Source organism: Photobacterium sp. 2_MG-2023, from assembly GCF_030547675.1.
Lineage (GTDB): Bacteria > Pseudomonadota > Gammaproteobacteria > Enterobacterales > Vibrionaceae > Photobacterium > Photobacterium arenosum.
Genome location: NZ_JAUOQQ010000011.1, coordinates 62,245 through 82,910, shown reverse-complemented (window position 1 = coordinate 82,910; position 20,666 = coordinate 62,245). Strand labels below are relative to the sequence as shown.

Annotated in this window: 15 protein-coding genes; 5 read left to right on the top strand and 10 right to left on the bottom strand. The window is 47.7% G+C overall.

Features of this window, described 5'->3' with window-relative positions; all coding sequences use genetic code 11:
• Window positions 1-55: 55 nt before the first annotated feature.
• Window positions 56-1,333, bottom strand: a complete 1,278-nt coding sequence (locus tag Q4491_RS10890; protein ID WP_303457480.1) for an NRAMP family divalent metal transporter — start codon at window positions 1,331-1,333, stop codon at window positions 56-58.
• A 356-nt stretch (window positions 1,334-1,689) separates the two neighbouring features.
• On the opposite strand from Q4491_RS10890, the gene Q4491_RS10885 reads away from it, so the two are divergent.
• The 4 genes from Q4491_RS10885 to Q4491_RS10870 all read left to right on the top strand — a co-directional run bounded on the left by Q4491_RS10885 (window position 1,690) and on the right by Q4491_RS10870 (window position 6,726).
• The gene (locus tag Q4491_RS10885; RefSeq protein ID WP_303457478.1) at window positions 1,690-5,040 is read left to right on the top strand and encodes a YdbH domain-containing protein; all 3,351 of its coding nucleotides are present in this window, start codon (window positions 1,690-1,692) and stop codon (window positions 5,038-5,040) included.
• Between the two features lie 47 nt (window positions 5,041-5,087).
• Window positions 5,088-5,303: a YnbE family lipoprotein gene (locus Q4491_RS10880; RefSeq protein ID WP_081669195.1), complete on the top strand. Its 216-nt coding sequence runs from the start codon at window positions 5,088-5,090 to the stop codon at window positions 5,301-5,303.
• 18 nt (window positions 5,304-5,321) lie between these two features.
• The gene (locus Q4491_RS10875) at window positions 5,322-5,645 is read left to right on the top strand and encodes a YdbL family protein (protein WP_192013731.1); all 324 of its coding nucleotides are present in this window, start codon (window positions 5,322-5,324) and stop codon (window positions 5,643-5,645) included.
• A gap of 127 nt (window positions 5,646-5,772) precedes the next feature.
• Window positions 5,773-6,726: a YeiH family protein gene (locus tag Q4491_RS10870; RefSeq protein ID WP_303457475.1), complete on the top strand. Its 954-nt coding sequence runs from the start codon at window positions 5,773-5,775 to the stop codon at window positions 6,724-6,726.
• Window positions 6,727-6,731: 5 nt separating this feature from the next.
• Here Q4491_RS10870 and Q4491_RS10865 read toward each other — a convergent pair whose 3' ends face one another.
• Entirely contained in the window at window positions 6,732-6,926 is a 195-nt protein-coding gene (locus tag Q4491_RS10865) for a hypothetical protein (protein ID WP_192013727.1), read from the bottom strand.
• Between the two features lie 220 nt (window positions 6,927-7,146).
• Here Q4491_RS10865 and Q4491_RS10860 point away from each other — a divergent pair, with 220 nt between their 5' ends.
• On the top strand, window positions 7,147-8,082 hold the full coding sequence (locus Q4491_RS10860) for a universal stress protein (protein ID WP_303457473.1): 936 nt from the start codon (window positions 7,147-7,149) through the stop codon (window positions 8,080-8,082).
• Window positions 8,083-8,177: 95 nt separating this feature from the next.
• On the opposite strand, the gene Q4491_RS10855 is transcribed toward Q4491_RS10860, so the two are convergent.
• The 8 genes from Q4491_RS10855 to Q4491_RS10820 all read right to left on the bottom strand — a co-directional run bounded on the left by Q4491_RS10855 (window position 8,178) and on the right by Q4491_RS10820 (window position 20,351).
• Window positions 8,178-10,718 (bottom strand): Ig-like domain-containing protein, encoded by a 2,541-nt coding sequence (locus Q4491_RS10855; RefSeq protein WP_303457471.1) that lies wholly within the window; start codon window positions 10,716-10,718, stop codon window positions 8,178-8,180.
• A 279-nt stretch (window positions 10,719-10,997) separates the two neighbouring features.
• On the bottom strand, window positions 10,998-11,969 hold the full coding sequence (locus tag Q4491_RS10850; RefSeq protein WP_303457469.1) for a calcium/sodium antiporter: 972 nt from the start codon (window positions 11,967-11,969) through the stop codon (window positions 10,998-11,000).
• A gap of 283 nt (window positions 11,970-12,252) precedes the next feature.
• Window positions 12,253-14,100: a DUF4105 domain-containing protein gene (locus Q4491_RS10845; protein WP_303457467.1), complete on the bottom strand. Its 1,848-nt coding sequence runs from the start codon at window positions 14,098-14,100 to the stop codon at window positions 12,253-12,255.
• Window positions 14,101-14,219: 119 nt separating this feature from the next.
• The gene (locus Q4491_RS10840; RefSeq protein WP_192013718.1) at window positions 14,220-14,702 is read right to left on the bottom strand and encodes a DUF3015 domain-containing protein; all 483 of its coding nucleotides are present in this window, start codon (window positions 14,700-14,702) and stop codon (window positions 14,220-14,222) included.
• A 228-nt stretch (window positions 14,703-14,930) separates the two neighbouring features.
• The gene (locus Q4491_RS10835) at window positions 14,931-15,692 is read right to left on the bottom strand and encodes a slipin family protein (protein ID WP_192013716.1); all 762 of its coding nucleotides are present in this window, start codon (window positions 15,690-15,692) and stop codon (window positions 14,931-14,933) included.
• A 3-nt stretch (window positions 15,693-15,695) separates the two neighbouring features.
• Complete coding sequence (locus Q4491_RS10830) at window positions 15,696-17,090, bottom strand: nodulation protein NfeD (protein WP_303457464.1); 1,395 nt, start codon at window positions 17,088-17,090, stop codon at window positions 15,696-15,698.
• A gap of 155 nt (window positions 17,091-17,245) precedes the next feature.
• Complete coding sequence (viaA, locus tag Q4491_RS10825) at window positions 17,246-18,700, bottom strand: ATPase RavA stimulator ViaA (RefSeq protein WP_192013712.1); 1,455 nt, start codon at window positions 18,698-18,700, stop codon at window positions 17,246-17,248.
• Window positions 18,701-18,713: 13 nt separating this feature from the next.
• Window positions 18,714-20,351, bottom strand: a complete 1,638-nt coding sequence (locus Q4491_RS10820; RefSeq protein WP_192013710.1) for an ATPase RavA domain-containing protein — start codon at window positions 20,349-20,351, stop codon at window positions 18,714-18,716.
• Window positions 20,352-20,666: the final 315 nt, after the last annotated feature.

Here is a 20,666-nt window from a genome sequence, read left to right as displayed (position 1 = left end):
ACAAAAGAAAAAGCCCTCGGTTGAGGGCTTTGATACTTGATTCTAAGAATGTGGCTTACATCAACCATTTCCACCAGATAAAGATAGCGAGAAAACCGTAAAGATAAGTTAAACCTGCCCATGACAGAAGTTTCATTGATTTGGTCAGTTTCAAATCTTCTGGCAATGATGCCGTGGACACCAGGCGATAGTTCAAATAGGCAAAAACAGGTGTCGTCATGAAGGCCAGTATCATGGCAAAGTCCATCATTGGCATTAGCGCTGAGGTAAAGAACAAAATGATCGCCATCGCAAACACACTGACAACAATCATCCATGCATTAATATAGCTATTTTGCTCCAGTGGTTTTTTCTGGATAACCAGTTGTGCTTCAGCAAGTGCGCGCGAATAACCATCAATAACGGTAATCGTACTGCCAAAAATACAGAAGAAAGCGATCACTGCGATCAGGTAACGAGACCACTCACCTATGGTAGACGCATACATGCTGACTAACTGATGAGAGAACCCGATTCCTGACGCTTTCAGTTCGGTACCCGTTCCATACAGCACCAAGGCACCCAGTGAAAGAAACACAACCGCCAGAATTGCCGTGCCAATATAGCCTACATTGAAATCAAACAGTGCCGAACGTGTTGTCACTGTTTGCTCTTTACGCTGACTTTTCAGCCAGAGTGATGTCAGGCAAGAAATTTCAATCGGCGCCGGCATCCAACCCATCATCACGACAATGAACCCGAAAGACGCCAGAGTCCAGGCAGAAGGCCCCTGATAGTCGGCGGGTGCGGCACTGCCATTACTTGCGGCTATCACAACTGCAGAAATGGTCGCGATAACCAACACTGACATAATGACTTTTGACAATCCATCCAGCGCTTTATAGTGACCAGCCATCAATATGGCCAGACATGCGACAAGCACAATGGCAGAAAGAACCGGCAGAGGTAAATTGCCCGGCATAAAATAACCCAGCAGGCTTGCACTGAATAGCAACAGCGCTGCTGTGTTCACAATACCGGATAACAGGTTAAGCCCTGAAAACACCCAAAGATAGCCACGTCCTAATTGGTCGTAGCCTTCGACCAGGCTTTTGCCTGTTCCCATAGTGTATTGAATACCTGCCCTGAAAAATGGGTATTTAAAAAGGTTTACCAGCAAAATGATCGCGGCCAGTTGCCAGCCGTATATGGCCCCGGCTTTGGTTGATGCAACCAAGTGTGACCCGCCAACCGCGGCCGACGCCATCATGATCCCGGGACCTAACGATTTGATTAATTGCTTGAAGCCACTTCCCTGTCTGGATTTCGGCGGGATAGTTACTGTGTCTGACATTCAATACGTCCTATGTAGTTTTTTATAGTAATGAGCTTCTTTGTCTCAGGTTTAAATCAGTTGTGCAATCCCCTGGTCCGCCTGAATTCAGTGTGAAACACTATAAAGTGGCGATACCAAGCACATGTCTCTACTCCTGATATTATTTTCATCAGTAAATATTAGGAATCATGTTAAAAAAACGATAAAAAAATATGCCTATTTCATAACTCCTGTGCACCATTCCTTGACGGCACTGAGAATATGCCTGCTCCCCATAAAATCATGATTTACCCCAAATATTCCACACTCCCACTCGCTTAGGCTTATGCTTGTAAAGAAAGCACCATAGGTTTTTCATACTCGCTTGAGCCTTTATGCCAACAGCTAAACACAATGACAGCGCGCAAGCTTCCTCTTCATCAGGTATCCTTCGCCGGATTCGGCGGGGACTGCTATGGGGTTTTATATTCGTCACCTGCGCGTTAGCCACTTTAGCTGTAGGTGTGACTTTCTGGTTAGCCGGTGAAGGTATTCAATTAGGATCTGTCTCTGGCATCAGCCTGTCGCAACAAGGCATCTCAGTTAAAAAACTGAGTATCAAGATCAAAGACAATGAGTTTGTGCTGAATAACGTTTTGCTGTTGCACCGCTACGCTGGGGATCAACAGCCGAACATGCCAGACTCCCCTCAGAACTCTCTTGCTGCCGGCTGGCTAGTTAAGGCCGACAAGCTGACAGTGGTGATCCCACCGGTAGTTCACAGGGCTCTATTTGAAAATGGGCTCAGCGCTGACATCGTTACTTTCAACAAAGTAAAACTGATGACGCAGGGAGCACTGACCGAAGGACGGTTCATTATTACCGCTGCTTTTGCCGAAGCAATATTGGCTACGCCATCATCGAAAACAGATTATCAGCAGGCATTACATGACATCAGTATTGGCGTTTCAACAACACCAAAACTACAGCTCAGTGGTACGGTCGGGCGCGGCGATTTTCAGCCGCCGTTGGCGGCTTTCATCAAAGATGACAAGCATGGAGACAAGTTCCGCAACGCTGATCACCCCCAAAATAGTTACCCTGTCACGTTCAGGTCACTTTCATTTGCATTGTTACCACCAGAGGATGGCACGCAGCCCCTTTCGGTCTCTGTTGATCACATTGCGCCAGTAACAGCATCTTCAGATCAATCTGAACAGGATGGGATTCGCCAGTTATCTCTGTCTGTCGATTTATTATCGCCGCTGAGCTCACTTGAACTGAGCATCAGCAGGTTACGCTGGGATCCTGCGCCATTCCTGTCTCAAGAACAGACCTCAACATCAACCGACCTTCCCCACCTCGGACAAATCACCCGCCTGTTGTTTCAGGCTCCGGTTAAACACATTGAAATCGCATCGATGGCAATCGTCGATTACTTATCCCAGGCCAGATTTTTATTTCAGCGAGGGACAGAAAACACACGGTTTGAATTAGAGGGAAAGGTACAAACAGCCAACAATACGTTATTACCTGTCACCAGCCACTTTCTGGCTTCTGAAAACAAACCGGCTGTTTTTACTGTACAGCTCACTGATGCTGATCAGGCAAGTCTTTCTGGCGTTGATTTAGTAAGCTGTCATGCCAGCTGGCAATTTACGTCAGACATGCCGCAATCTCTCAACTGTAAAAGTGACAATGTCACTAAAGTGCTGGATTACTTCGCCATCCAATCCATATCGCTCCCTGATCCGAATCAACAACAAGCTGCCTTAGTGGCAAAACTAACAGAAACTAATCAACCCCAAAAAAAGCAATCTGAGAAAAAGCAACCAAAGAATAAAGACCACCAGTCTGATTCAGCCTCTGAGCCAGATTCGCTCTCGCCGGTATGGCACTATGCGATTGAGATAAGAGCGCCCGGCAGCATTCAATTCAGATTACCCCACTCACACCAACACAGCGGGCCAGACGATTATAGTGCCGTAGCGTTAAACCATGACGGTATCTGGAGTTGGGCCCTGTCGCTTGATCAGCAACAGGCACAGTTCAGATTAACCACTCCGAAACAGTTAGACATTGGCGTTAAAAACCCGGCTGCGCAGGGAAAAATTGTTATAAACACTCTCTCTTGCCATGTGCCGCTAACAATACCGGCCCGGCCTCAATGCCGCAGTACTAATTCGCTTACCGCGCAGGCAGCAGTTCTTGAAATCGACTCACTGACAATCAGTAATCTGCAGCTGTCACAGCGTATCGACATACAAAGCACTGGCAACGTACTCAAACTGAATCTGGACAGCACCCGGATCAGCGCACAAACAGTTGCCTTACCTGACTATGCTGATCAAAAGCAAAACTACTTAAGTCAGGTACGCATAGATATGCCCGACACTGGCATTCAACTGGACAATCTCTTTTCATCAGCGCCAGCGTCACCACAAGTATGGTTAGTCGATGTCGGGGAATCACCGGCCACACTGAATGCGGCATTCAGCAGTTTACGCACTATGACTACAGACACTGAATCGAGAAAGAATCAAAGCTCTCTCCCTGCACAACAATTTGAGGGTAATCTCGCGATCACGTTAAACAGCTTGAGGGCAGTAAAAAACACTCAGGCATGGAAGCTTAGCAGCGATTATTCGACACAACTGGCGCTCAGTGTGAATAATCAGGTGCTGCCTGTCATCCGCAACCAGGGAAAACTGACACTCAATGCAGACACACTGGCAATAACAGGTTTGTTAAGTACCGAGCAAAGTCAGCCATGGTTAGATTTTTCATTCACTCAGGAATGGAAAAGCCGGATCAGCCGCATTCAGATAGCACAGAAACCCATTTCTTTTTCCGCAAAACAGAGCTTACAAAAGTACTATCTCGCGCCACTGCCTGTTAGCGCTGATCTGCATAATGGCAGTGTGAGTCTCCGAGCCGATCTGAAATATAAGAATGCTCTCTGGTCAGGCTCGCTGGATATCTTCACAACCCATTTAAGCGGAAATATTAAAGACACCCACTTTGCCGATCTCAATGTGTCATTGACCAGCCTGGTAACTAACAATACGATACGCAGCCGTCAGCCGCTGACGGTTCACGCCAGTTGGCTACACTTCGGCACCTTATTTCAGGACGTCACGGCCAGCTTTCATTTCGACACAGATGAGCCTCTCTATACGCTGCACAGAGCAACCGCCAAGGTGCTTGGTGGTCAATTAAGCACCCGCAACGTAGTGAGCCACTCTTTGACCAATATTGACGTGATTCCCTTGCGCATCCAGAGTCTCAATCTTAAGAAATTAATGGATTTATTTAACCCTGAAGATGTTGAGTTAACAGGAACACTGGATGGATTACTCCCCATCCGCATTGTGAATGGAAATCCCGTCATTGAAAAAGGTGCTTTATTTTCAAGAAGTCCGGGTGGCGTTCTGAGATATAAAGAAGGGGCAAATATCGATGAAAACGTCAGAGCCGGAGGCGAAAACAGCCTCAAAGTGATCACCAGGATTCTCAGAAATTATCAATACGACTCTCTTGCGGTTGATATAGACTATTCCAAAGAGGGTCAATTAAATGCTAGTGCCAGGTTCAAAGGCCGGAATCCTCACTTTCAGAATGGAAGACCGGTCAACATCAATCTGAACATTGAAGACGATATACCAGCACTGATCAAAACGCTCAACACGATAAATACTTCTCAGTTTGAGCGGATTTTTGTGAAGCAGCTTGGTCTTGAAAATTAGACTTTTGCGCTGAATTTATTGCAAATGACTTGAAAAGGTCGACGCCCATGGATATTCAGTTTAAGTATTACTGTATGACAGGCTGTTTAGCAGTGATATTCTTATTAATGACTTCTGGTTTGGTCGGATGTACACCTACTGTACAGGTTGCCGCATCTGACAAGCCTATAGAAGTCAATCTGAACGTGAAAATTGAACATGAAATCAGGATTAAAGTGGATAAGGAAATCGATGATCTTTTCAGTGACGATGATGTCTTCTGACAAGGCGGAGCGCCTGTTATGAAACGCATACTGACTTACCTGGCTATGTTGCTGTTTTGTGCACATGCTTTTGCTCTCGATTTACAACAGGCAAAAGCACAAGGCTTAGTCGGTGAAGCCAACAATGGCTACATAGCCGCTTTGGCACCGTCACCTTCAGCAGAAGTACGCCAGCTGATTCAAATTGTTAACAGTGAACGAAAAGAAAGTTACCAGCGTATCGCCGTATCACACGGGCTGACATTGCCCGAAGTAAGCCGACTCGCGTACAAAAAAGCGATAGAAAAAACCGAAAGCGGCCATTTTTATCAAAGCCCAAGTGGCCTGTGGGTCAAAAAGTAAACATGTTTTCTGCTCGCCATTCAGTCACCATCCAGAGATAACACGTCTTAACGACTGAAATTTTCAGTCATATTCACTACCAAGAAGAGGTATACTTCAGCTCTCATTTTCTGTGTGCTGTAGAAAGATGCTGTTCCAACCTGCCTTACTGAAACAACAGTTAACGCGCTATCCTCTATTCTGGCTGGGTGCGCTGATTTGCCTGATGCCATTCATCAACTCCCCTGTGGCGCTGATTCTGGGTTTCTCGCTCGCTACCTTAGGGTTTGTCCCTGCAGATATTCCTGTCGCCACCATCACAAAGAAATTGCTGTCATTGGCGATCATCGGTCTGGGATTTGGCATTCAGCTTGATGTCGCCATTGCAGCGAGCAAAGCAGGTTTAGGGCTCATTGTGGCTTCCATTGTCGTGACTTTAGTCATGGGATGGTTACTCACCCGATGGCTGAAGATTGACAGCAAAACCGGTCATCTGATTGCATCCGGAACAGCCATTTGCGGCGGTAGCGCAATCGCGGCTGTTTCTCCGGCAATCAGCGCTAACAGCCATCAGACCTCGCTGGCACTGGCGACGGTTTTCATACTGAACTCAGCAGCTCTCTTCTTGTTTCCCTCTGTTGGCCATCTGCTGGATATGACGCAACATGAGTTTGGTGTCTGGGCTGCCATTGCCATTCATGACACCTCTTCAGTGGTTGGTGCGGCAGGGGCTTATGGCGACGAAGCGTTAAAAACAGCCACCACGCTTAAGTTAGCCAGATCCTTGTGGATTATCCCGCTCGCGTTTCTCAGTGCTCTGATATTTCGGGGGAAAGAGAAAAAGCTAACCGTGCCAATGTTCATCATCTTCTATTGTGTCGCTATGCTGACGGCACACTGGCTCCCCCAATTCTCTGAGCTGTATCAGGGGATCTTCGCACTCTCGAAACGCCTGTTGGTGGTGTGTTTATTTATGATTGGGGCGGGAATTACGGTACAAAAACTGCGTGCGGCAGGCTTTAAACCGCTGTTACTGGGTATGTTGCTGTGGTTAATTATTGGCCTGGGTTCATTACTTGCTATATTGCTCGGGGCGGCCTGAATGGCTTAGTCGGTATCCCATTGCGGTGCCGTCTCTTGTTCGCTGCTTTGGCTTTTCACAGTCCAGGCTCTTCTGGCAACCAGATAAAAAAGCAGCGAAAAAGCCATCAGACTCAGCAAAGCGCTCCAACCACCTGTCGTCATTGTTGCGCCTAATGTCAGCAGCAACACCAGAGCTACCCATTTCTTTGTCTTATCCATCTAAGTCATTACTACTTTTATCTTTCCTGATGCTCATTATTGTTTAAGCACCACTGCAGATAAAAATACCTAATCACACTAAGAAAGCAGGTTTCGTTATAACCGTAAGTAGTTAAAGCACGATTTTTATACCGCGGGTTATTATCAACCTGATGCACTCAACCCCGGCACTTTGGTCTAGGCTAACAATACACCTCTGTAAGCACCGGAGATCATGCTTATGCGTCGATTTGAAAACTTGCTCTTTATTAGTGATGGTGTGCAGGATGAATCAGATGGATTAAAACAGGCATTGAGCCTGTCAAATAATCACCACTGTAACCTCACCGTGTTGATTATTTACCCTGAGCTACCTGAAACGCTGGGGAGTTACCAACCCAATTGGGAACAAGCACTCATTGAAAGTACCAAACTGCAGATTGCGCAGACGACGTCAGCGCTGTCTCTGTCTGAACAATCTGTTATGCCCGTCATTCTGGCGGAAAGCAGCAAAACGCCCTCCACACTCGTCATTCAACATGTGCTCAGAGACAGTTACGATCTGGTGCTGAAATCCGCCAATTTCAATCAAAGCGAGACTGGGTTGAAAGCCATTGATATGGAACTACTCAGGCAATGCCCCTGTCCGGTCTGGCTATGCCGTCCCATTACGCATGCGCAGAAGAAGGTCCATGTTGCCGTTGCTATTGATGCTGAAAACGATAGCAGGGAAGAGACAGATCTTGATCTGATGCTGCTTCAGTTGTCCCGATCACTGGCAGACAGTTGTGACGGAAGTTTGAATATCATTTCCTGCTGGGATTTCCCGTACGAAGAAATTGCCGGTAACCCGTTTATTCATGTCCCTGAGCAAGAACTTCAGCAATCCATCAAAGACGCGGAACACAAACATATTAATGGACTGAAAGCACTGATCACGCTATCTGGCATTGGCGGACCAGTGAAAGAATTCCACCCTAAAGGTCTTCCTCAGAAGTGCATCCCCGACATCATTGAAAGCGAAGGCATTGAGTTATTGATTATGGGAACAGTTGCCAGATCTGGCATACCCGGTTTTATCATGGGAAATACTGCCGAAGACATTATCCAGAATACTAAATGCTCCATTCTTGCCCTCAAGCCCAAAGGGTTTGTGACGGACGTAAAAGCCTACTAAGCAAGCATTGCCGGTATGGAGAACGATTCAGGTATGACAAAAAAATACGGGCTGCCAGCGGCAACCCGTATGTCTTAATGGTTATAAAAAGCTTTTTACTGCGCGTTCATCGCATCCAGTTTCGCACCAACCGGACCGGAGAAGTTATAACCGTCGTGTTTATCCCAGTTAATTGACCAGGTCATGACCCCGGCATAATTACTGTAATTAAACGCCGGAACCACAGTCTGGCAATGCGTACCGATGGTCAGGCAGTCTAACGCATCCAGAATGTTCTGAGTCGGTGCCTGGCCTGAGTTAGCAGAGCTGGGACCGGACGGCAGACCGATGGCGACCTGATCATCACGCAGTGGCGCAAACTGCTCGCCATTGGCTAACGTGAATCCCTCGATCAGCATTTTGGACTGTGCCACCATCATGTCCACTGAGCCTTCTGGTGCCGCACCTGGCAGATATGGGTTCGGCAAACCACCATTGTTATATAACTGCACATGCAGCAGATCCAAGGTATCTCGCAGTGCATTAATCAGTGGAATATAAGCGCCCCAGATACCGGAATACGCCACCATACCTCCCTGAACATACGGATGTTCAGGAGCCATGGTCAGGTACATATCACCGCCCATATTCACTTCAATCTGCTTCAGCGCGCGAGGCAGACGGGCCTGAATCTGAGAGCCGTGAACCAGATTGGAGCCGCTCTCAAGGTCAATGTCCAGCCCGTCAAATCCCCATTCGTTGATCAGCGCAGTCAGACTGCTGACAAAATGCTGTTCATCAGAATCCGTATTGAGGGTGATGGTTCCTTCGGCGCCACCAAGAGACAAGACGAATTTCTTACCCTGGGCCTGCAGTGCGGCCATATCCTGCTTGAATTTCTGGGGATCCAGTGCCGGGCAGCTGCTGTGAATATCACCACTGTACAGATTGAAATGGACAGTGCCCGTACTGTTGCGATCGTTCTCCGCAAAGGCAATATCGATGATATCCCATGCGTCTGACATCTCGCTAAGGTTGATAGGACAACCCGCGCCATTGACAAAGTTATGCCAATAACCAATCAGCTTATGGGTTTTTACAGACTGCTGAAGCACCTTGACGGTAGAGGCGGCAGATGTAACGGCCAGTCCGGTTGCATCTGTTGCCCTCGCAGAGACTGTGTAATTACCCACAGCGCCTGGCGTCCAGTGGGTGCTGTATGGTGAGGAAGAGTCCGTGGCGATCACTGCACCATTAACCAGGAAATCAACACTGTTCACTGTGCTGTTCAGTGATGCCGCATCTGCAGACACAACAACAGCCTTACCTAAGCCAACAGAAGTGCCGGATGCCGGTGACGTCAGGGTGACAACCAATGGCTCGTCACTGACATTGACCAAAACGCCCGCACTGCTCTGATTGCCTTCATTATCTGTTGCCACAGCCGACAAACTGACAGCCCCTGTTCCCGTCGCAGTCCAAGTAACACTGTAGGGCGCTGAGGTATCGATGCCTAAGCTTTGTCCAGCCGCAAAAAATTCCACTTGCGACACGGAGCCGTCAGCATCTGTTGCATCCACCGCCAGCGTGACAACGTCACCATTTAACACTGTTGCATTGTCGGCCGGAGAGCTAAAGGTGACTGTCGGCACAACCGCACATATCCCCTGCTCTGTCCAGGCGTCGGTCCAATAAAGACCGGTTCCCGGTTCGTATGCCCAGGCCGATTCAGACGAACACCAGCCAGCCACATCACAGCTATATTTGTAATTTGCACTTTGGACCAGATCACCTACCTGGTAACTGGTGCCAGCCTGATAAACAGGTACGCCAGCACATCCGCCACCAGTAGCACCTGAAACCGCGACAGTAACGACTGAGCTCCAGGTTACCGCACCATTATCGTCTGTGGCTTTTGACTTAAATTCGTGGCTGCCCGCGGTGGCAGACCAGACAGATTCAAAAGGCGAGGAGCCTGCTGTCCCCACCAGCTGGTCATCCACATAAAATTCAACGGAAGTCACTGTGCCATCCTGATCCGAGGCATCAGCGCTAATAGTGACAACGTCACTTTCCTTGGTTTGTGATACGGTCGTCGGATTAGTCAGTGCCACACTAGGGGGTTGGTTGTTACCTTCGGCCACCACGGTGATAGTCACGGAATCGGTTCGGCTCGCCCCTTTATCATCGGTTGCCACGACGGTGACAGAATGACTACCTTCAACCGTATTCCACGGCACTGAATACGGGGCGGTATCATCAATGCCTATGGTATTGCCGTCCACTTTAAACGTGACGTCAACCAACTGACCATCACTGTCCGCCGCATTAGCGGTCAAAGAAATGGCTTCATTGACACCAAACTGAGCATTATTCAATGGTGACGTCAAAGTCACTGTCGGGGGCTGATTACCGCCAGGAGCATCACACACACCCAGCAAAGACCATTCTTCGTAAGGATCAGAATACTGAACAGGATCCTTATTCTGGTTCCACCAATTTGCCTGATAGGCGTTATTAAGATGCTGTACTTGTGCCCCTCCATTATACGGAGTTCCACTTGCCCAGACTGGAAAAGCTGTACAGTCAATCGCATAGGCCGATACTGGGCTCACCAATACCAATGCAATTGCTGTATGAATGAGGGTTTTTCGCATTGTTAGCGTCCTTATTCTCTCAAATGAAGATTTTCCCAAAGAGATACTTACTTGGTTCAGATAGAAAATTATCCAAACCAATCATGGACGACTTTTTAAGTAATGATAAATAAGACAAAAGAGTATTGAATACAATCCTCTGTGAACTCTCATTTTCAGAGTAGCGCATACAAAATCAATGCAGAAAGACCGAAGAAAGATCACTTTTGACGGAAAAGCATATAGAAGAACAACCAAAGGGGCTTTATAGCCCCTCTCTTTTTGCTGCCTGTAAAATAATCAGCCCGTTACCGTGCTGAATAAAAATAAGTTGTAAGCGACGATGGCAATCAGTAGCAGTAAACCTTCTAAGCGGTTGATGCGGCCCGGCCCCCGGAAGCCCATGCACATCACAACCAGGGCTACGGTCAGTCCCATCATGACGGCCCAGTCGCGAGCAAACACTTCAACGCCAATGCCGCTGATCGGAGAAATAACACCAGCGATACCAATAACTGCCAGTATATTGAACATATTTGAACCGACAACATTACCAATAGCGATATCGTGTTCACCTTTACGTGCAGCAGCCACAGAAGCCGCCAGTTCTGGCAGTGAAGTGCCAAGAGCAACAATAGTCAGACCAATAATAAGATCACTGACACCAAGTGACTGAGCAATGGTCACCGCGCCCCAAACCAGAATTCGGGAACTCACCACCAAAAGCACCAGACCAATAAGCAGCCACATCACGGCTTTCTTTAAAGGCATGTTGTTGGCTTTCAGCTCGTTTGCCGTCTCTGACTCCAGCGTATCGCCTTTACCTTTCAGAGCAGAATATATAGACCAGCCAATCAAGCCAAAAAATCCAATCAGCAAGACAACCGCTTCAACGCGTGTTAACTCGCCATCCCAGAGCAAAATACCTGCAAGGATACCGATAAGTATAAGTAGTGGAAGCTCTTTTCTGATGATGTTCGACTGGACGGCGATAGGCGCAATGATTGCCGTAATACCCAGAATAAGCCCGATATTGACAATATTGGATCCAAGAGCATTACCCAAAGCCAGCTCAGGTTTACCGTCGATGGATGCCATAGCCGATACAACCATTTCTGGTGCGGAAGTACCAAAGCCCACAATAACCATACCGATTAACAGTGGTGGCATCCCCAGATAGCCGGCACTGGCAGCAGCCCCGTCGACAAATTTATCTGCACTCCAGACTAAAAGAGCAAAGCCCAACAATATGGCTATTGATGCGGTGATCATGTGTATGTACATCCCAATGTTTAACAGAAAATAACGTTCAAAAATGAGTAAAAAACAGGTTATACGAACGCATTCAGTAACACGGGAATCAAGCGGCGCCAAGAATAATGGGTTTACGTGTTTTATGGTAGCAAAATTATCACATTACACTGATAAATCTCACAGTCCAGCTCACCGCATACCGAGTGCAGAAACATGCGGTGAATCAATAAAAGAAGAACGATCTGACTGCCCGTAAAACACCCTGCGGCAAACAACCGCAAGGCATCATCACGAAAGGCAATCACAGATAGACAAAGAACCGCAATGTGGAGGACAGTTCATCACGTTGCCACTGCTGATAGGTAACTTCGGTGCGTAATCCCAACTGCTGGCTAAGCGCCCAGTGCCAACTTGCCTGTGATTCCGTACGCCAGCGCATAGCATCCCACTGGTACAGCCCCTGTGCGGACAAGGCCAGTTTGTGCTCTTCGTTAGCCTGCCAGACCAAGCCCGACTCCATCCCCAAACCCAACGACAGGTTCTCACCCTGAGCATCAAAATAATTCAGCTCAGAAGAGAGTAACGTATAAGCGTGTAAACGGTTAGCATCTCCCCAGGATTTACCGTACCCGCCCTGCATGAAGTATCGGCCAGTCAAACCGCGAGTATCTGGCTGTCGATCATAGCCGGCACGGATATTCCAGGATAAGGAGTCAAATACCCGATAATCAGGCGCCAGTGACATGGCATCGAGCAGATAAAGCTGGTTAAGATCCACATCGCCATCTTGATCAACCCCTAATTGCAGGTCGAAAAAGCTGATCTGTGCCCCCGGAATGTAACCGCCAGCGTTATCCAGTAAATCATGATAGGCCACTCGCCATTCCAGCAACGCTTGATCGGCGTTATGATTGCTGTAACGATATCCCAATCCTAACCGGCTTGAATTATGGCCTTCATCAGGCGACATGGCAGGTTTTACGGGTTTAGAAAATGGCGATGAGGTATTCAGCTTGCTTCTGGCAATCAACAATTTTTGTAGATGAGGCGCAGTGTCTTCCCGGGCGAGCGCCTGATCATAAAACTCATAGTTGAGCCACTCATAGGCCATTTCCAGAATGGCAGCCCGTTCGCTCAATGATCCTTCAGTCGGATACTGGCCCGTCATGGCAGCCCGCGCGGCCAACAGTTGTTGATCATCCAGTTGCTCAGCATAGTGCATTAAACGTGTACCAAAAGAAGCCCGGTATTTGGGAACCTCAATCAGTCCGTTCTCTCTGAGCACTTTGACTGTGTCTGATGGAATTGCCCGGTAATCAAAACCGGATGTCAGATCCAGCCCTTCCCTGCCCGCTTCAAGCAGTGCCAGCAGCTGATAGGAGCAATTCTCATCGATGAAATAGTAGTCAAATTCAACACCGTTCATTTCCCAGAGATGGCGCAGCACCTGCTGAACTTCTTCCTCATCCAGATTTAACGCATACTCCCAAATATCTCTTGATTCTAAATCGTTGTACTCACGTACTTTTCTGTAATACGGCATGACACTGAACGTGCCGGGGTAATTCCCGAACAGCCCTTTTGCTGCGTACAGAAACGCATTGTCATTACTCTCCGGCGTGGCGGCAAAATTGATTGCAAAGGCCACTAATTCGCGGTTTCGATTCTGATCTTTAGCATCAACACGCAGCAAAGTATGCCCGAACATAGACGATGGGCTGTTCATAAATGCTGTCGGGAAGACCAGTGTCAGCCCCTTGGGATTCAGCGCCTGCTTCCAGAGAGTCTGCTCAGGGCAGACGGCTACTGGCCAATCTGTATGTAATTTTTGTTTTAACCAATGGAAACGGGCCGGATACCGGCAGCTCAAACTCTGGTCATTGGGTGAGCTATCGGAGTGTTTCGCTTCGCGTTCAAATCCTTCGACGGTGGCATTAAGCTCGGCCAGAGGATCATCTTTTCCCTGCGGACTGACAAAGAAAGAAGGCGAATCGACCAGGCTTGTGAACGAGCCGGTCAGTCCGGGCTGATAATGCCCCAGGGTAAGCCAATAATCAGAGGTGGAAAGATGCACCAGATCTTGCTGGGTATACGCAAAAGCGGTGCTGCTGAAAACGCTGAGAGGAAGCAGAGATAGCCAGAACTTCATGAAATCATCGATGGGATCAAATAGGTTCAGTCAAGCACATTGAATAAACAAAGCACCAGATTAGAAAAAGATACAGCGCCTTTTGGCGCTGTATCTGAGCGGTTCACACCTGTAATAAATTACAGTGCGTAAGCGGCCAGCGTATTCTGATCAGCAACCATAGTGTTCAGGTTAGCCAGAACATCTGTAGAAGTAACATTTTCAGAAGCGAAGATAGACGCATAGTTGTTACGAGCAGTCGCGTTAAATTCCGCTTTTGCTTCATCGCTCATGCCCCAAACGTCAGTCAGAGTTGCCAGCGTTTCACCTTCGCCACGTGCGATATCACGAGCCAGATTGTCCATGTTACCGTCGATAAACATAGCCAGTTTTTCTTGAGAAGTGATCACGCCGTTGCCGTCACAACCCAGTGTGCCGAAAGTGATACCGAAAGTTTGGTTACCTGAAGTACCGTTCGTTGTCGCACCCAGTACTTTAAATACTTTGCCTTCTTGACCAGCAAATACCATAGAGCCCAGACCACAACCGATATCTTGGTCAGCCATTGCTTGAGAGAAAGGCATCATGCCCGCGAAAACTGCCACTGCAAATACTTTTTTCATTGTTATTCCTTAGACTTAATTAACACAAATTGCTTGCATCATTTTTATGCGTCCAAAATCATAACAACTTAAAGCTATATTTCAATTTATACAGGGCAAAAAGTTATTTGTTTACATTTTCTTAGCTCAAAATCCACTTTTTAAAAAAACCGCCCATTTTAGTTGAGTTAAAAATAACCAATCTGGGCGAAGTCGCTTAACGCAATATCGTTATTATTGTTCAGAAACTCACTCATTATTCCTATTAACAATATTTTTAACTTTATCGACTAAGTCGATAGGCAAAGGGAATACTATGGTTGATGTCCTGTCATTGGCAATCTCAGTCAATGTCTGCAGGTAACGAAGTTGAATCGCATTCGGGGCTTTATTCAGCACTTCGGCGGCCTCCATCAACTTTTTAGAGGCTTCCAGCTCACCCGTAGCATGAATAACTTTTGCACGACGTGAACGTTCGGCCTCTGCCTGACGAGCTAATGCACGCACCATGCTGTCATCCAGATCAACATGCTTGATTTCAACATTGGCTATCTTTATGCCCCAGTTATCGGTGTGCATATCAAGAATGCCCTGCAAATCTTTATTCAGTTCATCTCTTGCCGACAGTAATTCATCTAACTCATGCTGACCAAGTACTGATCGTAATGTTGTCTGGGACAGCTGGCTGGTGGCTTCAAGATAATTTTCGACATTGATGATCGCCATTTTGGGGTCAATAACCCGAAAGTAAACCACAGCATTGACCTTAACCGATACATTGTCTTTGGTGATCAGATCCTGAGTTGGCACATCAAGCACAATTGTTCTCAGGTCAACCCGAACCATTTGTTGAATGATTGGGATAATGATGATCAACCCAGGCCCTTTTACTTCATAAAAGCGCCCCAACAGAAAGACGACGGCACGCTCATACTCACGCAGCACTCTGAACATGCTGATAATCAGCACGAGTACCAGCACAACGATGGTTGCCAGGGAATACGTAATCATGGTTTATTCCTTCTCTTTGGCCGCAACATGCAAACACAAGCCTTCGACTTGCTTAACGACAATTTCCTGACCCACCCGCAACGGCGTATCACTGCGGGCTTGCCAGATTTCGCCTTCTACCAGCACCCGCCCCTCTCCGGGAAAGCCACTGACCACTTTACCGTGATCGCCAAGGAGCATTTCTACCCCGGTTGAAACAGGTTTACGGCGGGTTTTTAGCAATAAGGTAAGAATGACAAAGGTAAACAGCGCGGAAGTGGCTGTCAGACCCACGATCAAAGGGACGGCAATTTGATACCCTGGTTCTTCGGTATCCATTAACATGACTGACCCTATAACAAAAGAAACGATACCGCCCAGACCCAATATGCCAAAGCTGGGGCTAAAGCCTTCTGCCACCATCAGAATGATCCCCAGGATAATCAATCCCAGCCCCGCATAACTGACAGGCAAGAGTTGCAGCGAATACATAGCCAGAATCAGACAAATACCGCCGAGTACGCCAGGTAACCCAACCCCGGGGTTGTAAAATTCTAACAATAAGCCATAGATGCCTATCAGCATGAGTATGTAGGCCACGTTCGGATTGGTAATGACCGCCAGAAACTTAAACCGCCAGTCCTGTTCACGCTCTACATATGCAACATTCTCAAGTGATAAAGTCTGTTGTACCCCGTTTATAAGCACGGTACGGCCATTAATCTGACTAACCAGATCATCAAGATCTGTTGCCATAAAATCGATGACATTTTCTTGCAATGCCCCTTCGGCATCTAAACTTGCCGCTTCCCGAACGGCTTTCTCTGCCCAGACTTCATTTCTGCCATGCAATTTAGCCAGGCTGGTGATATACGCAGCCGCATCATTGATGACTTTCTTCTCCATGGCTGTTTCGGCTTTTACTTCCTTACCTGACTGTGTACCCTCTTCAGACTGTTTAGCCGCGTCATCTTTTCCAGCCGGTTCCTGTTCATCAGAGTCATCAAAAGGATTGTCTTTTTTCCCGCCTGGCGACCCACCGGTCAGAGATACTGGGGTAGCTGCACCAAGGTTTGTGCCCGGTGCCATCGCAGCAATATGACTGGCATAGAGAATATAGGTTCCGGCGCTCGCCGCTCTGGCACCCGATGGGCCAACCCAGGTTGCCACTGCAACCGGAGATGTTGTGATAGCGCGAATGATTTCCCGCATAGAGGTATCTAAACCGCCAGGTGTGTCCATCTTTAGCACGATAAGCGCAGCCTGTTCTTCCTGAGCATGATTAATTTCACGCGAGACAAAATCACTGACTGCAGGTCCGATCCCGCCTTTGATATCAATTAACCATACATTGGATGCCTGAGAACACATTGGCCAAAGCGCAGCCAGCCATAATGTCAGAATGGAAAACAGCTTCATGACGCATGCTCCCAGTAGGTGTACCAGACTGAACCAGATAGGAAAACCTGAACTCTTAGGCGTTGGTTATCCACCACCTTAAGCATAGCGCACAGAATTCGGTGCAGGATTGATCGCTGTACAGAGCCATGACACCCTGCACAGCGGCGGGCGACTCAGGGAATATGACGAGAGAATAGTCGGCCAAGCGCCGAGGGATGGTGAGACCAGTGCGTATCAAACATGTCCATCAAAGCCGGGTTGCCATACCGTGACAGACAAACGGCATGGAATCGATTCTTATGCTCTTTCAGTTTAGCTACCCGCTCCTGCATCTCCGGCGATTGCGACGGCGCAATAAAATCGGACAGCACAATGAGATCCGCATTTTTATACTTATCGCCACTCATCAGCATCAAGGACTGATCCAACACAGGCGTTAAATCTGTGCCGCCATGAAAAGAATAAGAAAGGAAATTTAACACTTCACTCAAACCATCCTGCCGGGTCAGCTCATACGTGATGTGCTGGGTAGAAAACAGCATGACATAACAGTCTCTGTCATCGGCAAGTGCAATCTGCATCAATCCGTAAGCCAACGCTTTCGCGCACTGTTCAGGGTAGCCGGACATTGAGCCAGAAGCATCAATGCAAACAATAAACGGCCCTTTGTCCTGTTCGACTTGTTTACTTTGCTTCCTGTAGGCTTTCACTTTACGCAGTTTGCGCTGGGCACCCTGCATTCTGTAATTCATTAAACGCTTATCAACAAGGTGTTTGTAGAACACCACCTCCAGCTCAGGATAGGCTAGAAACATTGCCTCGTTAGGCAGTAAGCGCGCCAGATCATCACTGGGATGCACGCCGACAATATCATCGGTGACGTTGTCACTCTTCTCTTCGACCATTTTCAGCTCTTCCGTCTGAACTCTGGCCTGACTCGGATCATCGACCTCGTTAGCCATCCGGCCTAGCTTGTCGGCAATCTCCTGAATTTCATTATTTTTTTGAAGAAATCTTGCGATAGATTTTAACCGCTCCACATCCGTTTTGGTCAGTTTGGCTTTCGCCATATCCCAAAGCCGGCCAGCGCGTTTTTCGTCGCCTGCTTCATCGACTTTTTCCATTTGCTGCATGGTTTCAATGCGCTGATACAGGTCTTTCAACAGTGCTTCTTTATGATGCTCTAACTCAGATTCCTGCGCTTTCTTGAGTGCTACCTGCAAATGTTCATACCACTGATGACAAAAGTAGCTGTGGAACATAGGGTTATGTTTCTTCTGATCATGGTCGAGCAATCGGCGCGCTTTAAAATAAAAGCCGGACGTCGTTTCAAGTTCACTGACTACCTGTTCAGCATTGTCCATAAAAGTGTCCGCAGACCATTGCCGAACCTTTTGGTATAAGGCCAGTTCCTGACTGAACCGATCGGCCACATCCACTTTTGCGATGCGATGCTGTACATAACTGCGCCACTTACCGACCTGCAGCTTCATAGACGACTTAATTCCCGGACTGGAGTCCGCAGCCATCATCAGCTGTGGCCGGGTCATCAGCTCGTTCACTGCATTTTCAATGATACCCGACTCAGTCAGCATCAGAGCCAGGTTAATACCTTCGGTGACTGGCATCGTCTCCTCCCAGTTATGCGAAGTATTCAGTCAGGCGGGTTAAACGCATGGCACTCTTGTCTAAATGCCGCTGAATTGTCGCAATCTCATCACTTGCAGTAGCCAGACTTTGTTCGATCAGCACCGGAAATTCAGGGTCAACGAAGTTGTGCGGCAATGCCCCGTGAAAACGGCTCCGTGCCAATTTCAGTAAATGCGCCGCCTCGCTGATCGCATCCGTAGCTTGCTCGACTTTCTGCTGCCAGCCAACCAACTGTTCCTGGCTGACGCCGTAATCTCCGGCCATGCCGACCAGCACATTCCGGTTCGCAATATCTTTGATCACCAGGCGGTCTGTGGCATCAATCTCAAAATGCAGCCGGCATAAATGCGTATTCTTATTAACAAAGCCATAGATATCGCACTGTCCTGCTTTGATCTTTTTCTCGAACTCATCCCCATCCACATACACCCAGCGGCTATCGCCGGTTTCCTGTTCAGAAACGGAAGGATTATGCTGCAGCATCACCAGCTTGATCATGCGCGGATTGTTGTTGACCGTGTACCGCTTGGCGCCGGAAAAATCGTACTTGTATCTTTCCTTGCCCATCAGCGTGTCATGTCCGAATATCACACAAAGCTTGCCGGCAACAGCCTGGTGGACTTCCTCTATCTGGTGCTGCGCCGTATCAGCCTGCTGAGTTGCTGCTTGCTGTCCGAAAACCTGGTTGACGGCAAAGTCGCGTAAAAGCTCCCGGATATCCTGTCTGGATTCCGGGCTGTGCCACAAACACTCCTGCAGCAACAGCAAATCAAGCGGATTAATACTGTCACGGCCATTAAAGAAAGCACTGGCTTTGAGCAGCCTGACCGATTTCTTCCATCGCCGGTCTGAGATGTAAAGCTCGCTGCTGCCCGATTCGACTTTCTCCTCGATCATGGATTTCAGCTGGTAAATGGTTTCGAATGTCGCCTCATCAAGCTGGATATGATCGATCAATGTCTGCCATTGCTGATATTCTTCTTCTTTGATTTTGAGCTCGGCAGGTAAACTCGCCATCTCTGGGCCTTCGCCCAGTAACATGGCTTTGAAATTTTGTTTTTCCTGTATGCGATTAACGAAAACACGAACCAGCATACGGTCGTACAAAGCTTCCAGACCGCTGTCTTCATCCGGTAATTCGTTGGATGCCGTAATCAGCAAACGCATTGGTACGTTCAGCGTGTCCTGACCATTTTTAAATGTCCGCTCGTTAACAACAGTCAGTAATGTATTCAAAATGGCAGGGCCCGCTTTCCAGATTTCATCCAGGAAAACGACTTCCGCTGTGGGTAAGTAGCCATCAACCAAACGAACATATTTACCGTGGTCTTTCAGTTCCTGAATCGATAGAGGTCCGAACACTTCTTCCGGGGTCGAAAAACGTGTCATCAGATAGTCAAAGAAGCGGCTGCCATCAAAGGCTTCAATCAGTCGCTTAGCAATCAAGCTCTTTGCTATTCCGGGAGGGCCAAGCAGGAAGACACTCTCACCAGACAGTGCCGCCAACAAACAGAGTCGAATGGTATGCTCTCTTTCATAGACCCCGTTTGACAGAGCCTGGATAAGTTTTTCTACCCGCTCAGCAAGCAGCGCTTTATTGGGTAGACTATTGGCCGCCATAGATAGCATATTGGTCATTTCCTCGAGGCAAAAAGGTCTGATGTAGAAATGAAATGGGTGGAGCTGAAAAATCTCATTCTAGCCACAGAATAGCCGTAAAAAACACATTGTTACAAGTATGTTAACATACATACTTTGTTACAAACAGGGTATATCAAACTGGGTAGGCAACCAACATAGATCAATCATTGATTTCACTTTTGATGCACTCAGGATGAGCACAAGATCACAGAATGTAATGGATTGCGATGCATGTTGAGGGATGCGGACTATGTCTCGATTTGTTACTACATAGCGCTACCTCAACACAAATCATCGTGATAA

Excerpts from the sequence above, each read along its gene's own strand:
- Q4491_RS10850 (WP_303457469.1), bottom strand. The coding sequence starts at position 11,969 with ATGATCACCGCATCAATAGCCATATTGTTGGGCTTTGCTCTTTTAGTC.
- Q4491_RS10855 (WP_303457471.1), bottom strand. The coding sequence starts at position 10,718 with ATGCGAAAAACCCTCATTCATACAGCAATTGCATTGGTATTGGTGAGC.
- Q4491_RS10865 (WP_192013727.1), bottom strand. The coding sequence starts at position 6,926 with ATGGATAAGACAAAGAAATGGGTAGCTCTGGTGTTGCTGCTGACATTA.
- Q4491_RS10880 (WP_081669195.1), top strand. The coding sequence starts at position 5,088 with ATGGATATTCAGTTTAAGTATTACTGTATGACAGGCTGTTTAGCAGTG.
- Q4491_RS10870 (WP_303457475.1), top strand. The coding sequence starts at position 5,773 with ATGCTGTTCCAACCTGCCTTACTGAAACAACAGTTAACGCGCTATCCT.
- Q4491_RS10840 (WP_192013718.1), bottom strand. The coding sequence starts at position 14,702 with ATGAAAAAAGTATTTGCAGTGGCAGTTTTCGCGGGCATGATGCCTTTC.
- Q4491_RS10845 (WP_303457467.1), bottom strand. The coding sequence starts at position 14,100 with ATGAAGTTCTGGCTATCTCTGCTTCCTCTCAGCGTTTTCAGCAGCACC.
- Q4491_RS10860 (WP_303457473.1), top strand. The coding sequence starts at position 7,147 with ATGCGTCGATTTGAAAACTTGCTCTTTATTAGTGATGGTGTGCAGGAT.
- Q4491_RS10820 (WP_192013710.1), bottom strand. The coding sequence starts at position 20,351 with ATGCTATCTATGGCGGCCAATAGTCTACCCAATAAAGCGCTGCTTGCT.
- Q4491_RS10835 (WP_192013716.1), bottom strand. The coding sequence starts at position 15,692 with ATGATTACGTATTCCCTGGCAACCATCGTTGTGCTGGTACTCGTGCTG.
- viaA (WP_192013712.1), bottom strand. The coding sequence starts at position 18,700 with ATGCCAGTCACCGAAGGTATTAACCTGGCTCTGATGCTGACTGAGTCG.
- Q4491_RS10830 (WP_303457464.1), bottom strand. The coding sequence starts at position 17,090 with ATGAAGCTGTTTTCCATTCTGACATTATGGCTGGCTGCGCTTTGGCCA.
- Q4491_RS10875 (WP_192013731.1), top strand. The coding sequence starts at position 5,322 with ATGAAACGCATACTGACTTACCTGGCTATGTTGCTGTTTTGTGCACAT.
- Q4491_RS10885 (WP_303457478.1), top strand. The coding sequence starts at position 1,690 with ATGCCAACAGCTAAACACAATGACAGCGCGCAAGCTTCCTCTTCATCA.
- Q4491_RS10890 (WP_303457480.1), bottom strand. The coding sequence starts at position 1,333 with ATGTCAGACACAGTAACTATCCCGCCGAAATCCAGACAGGGAAGTGGC.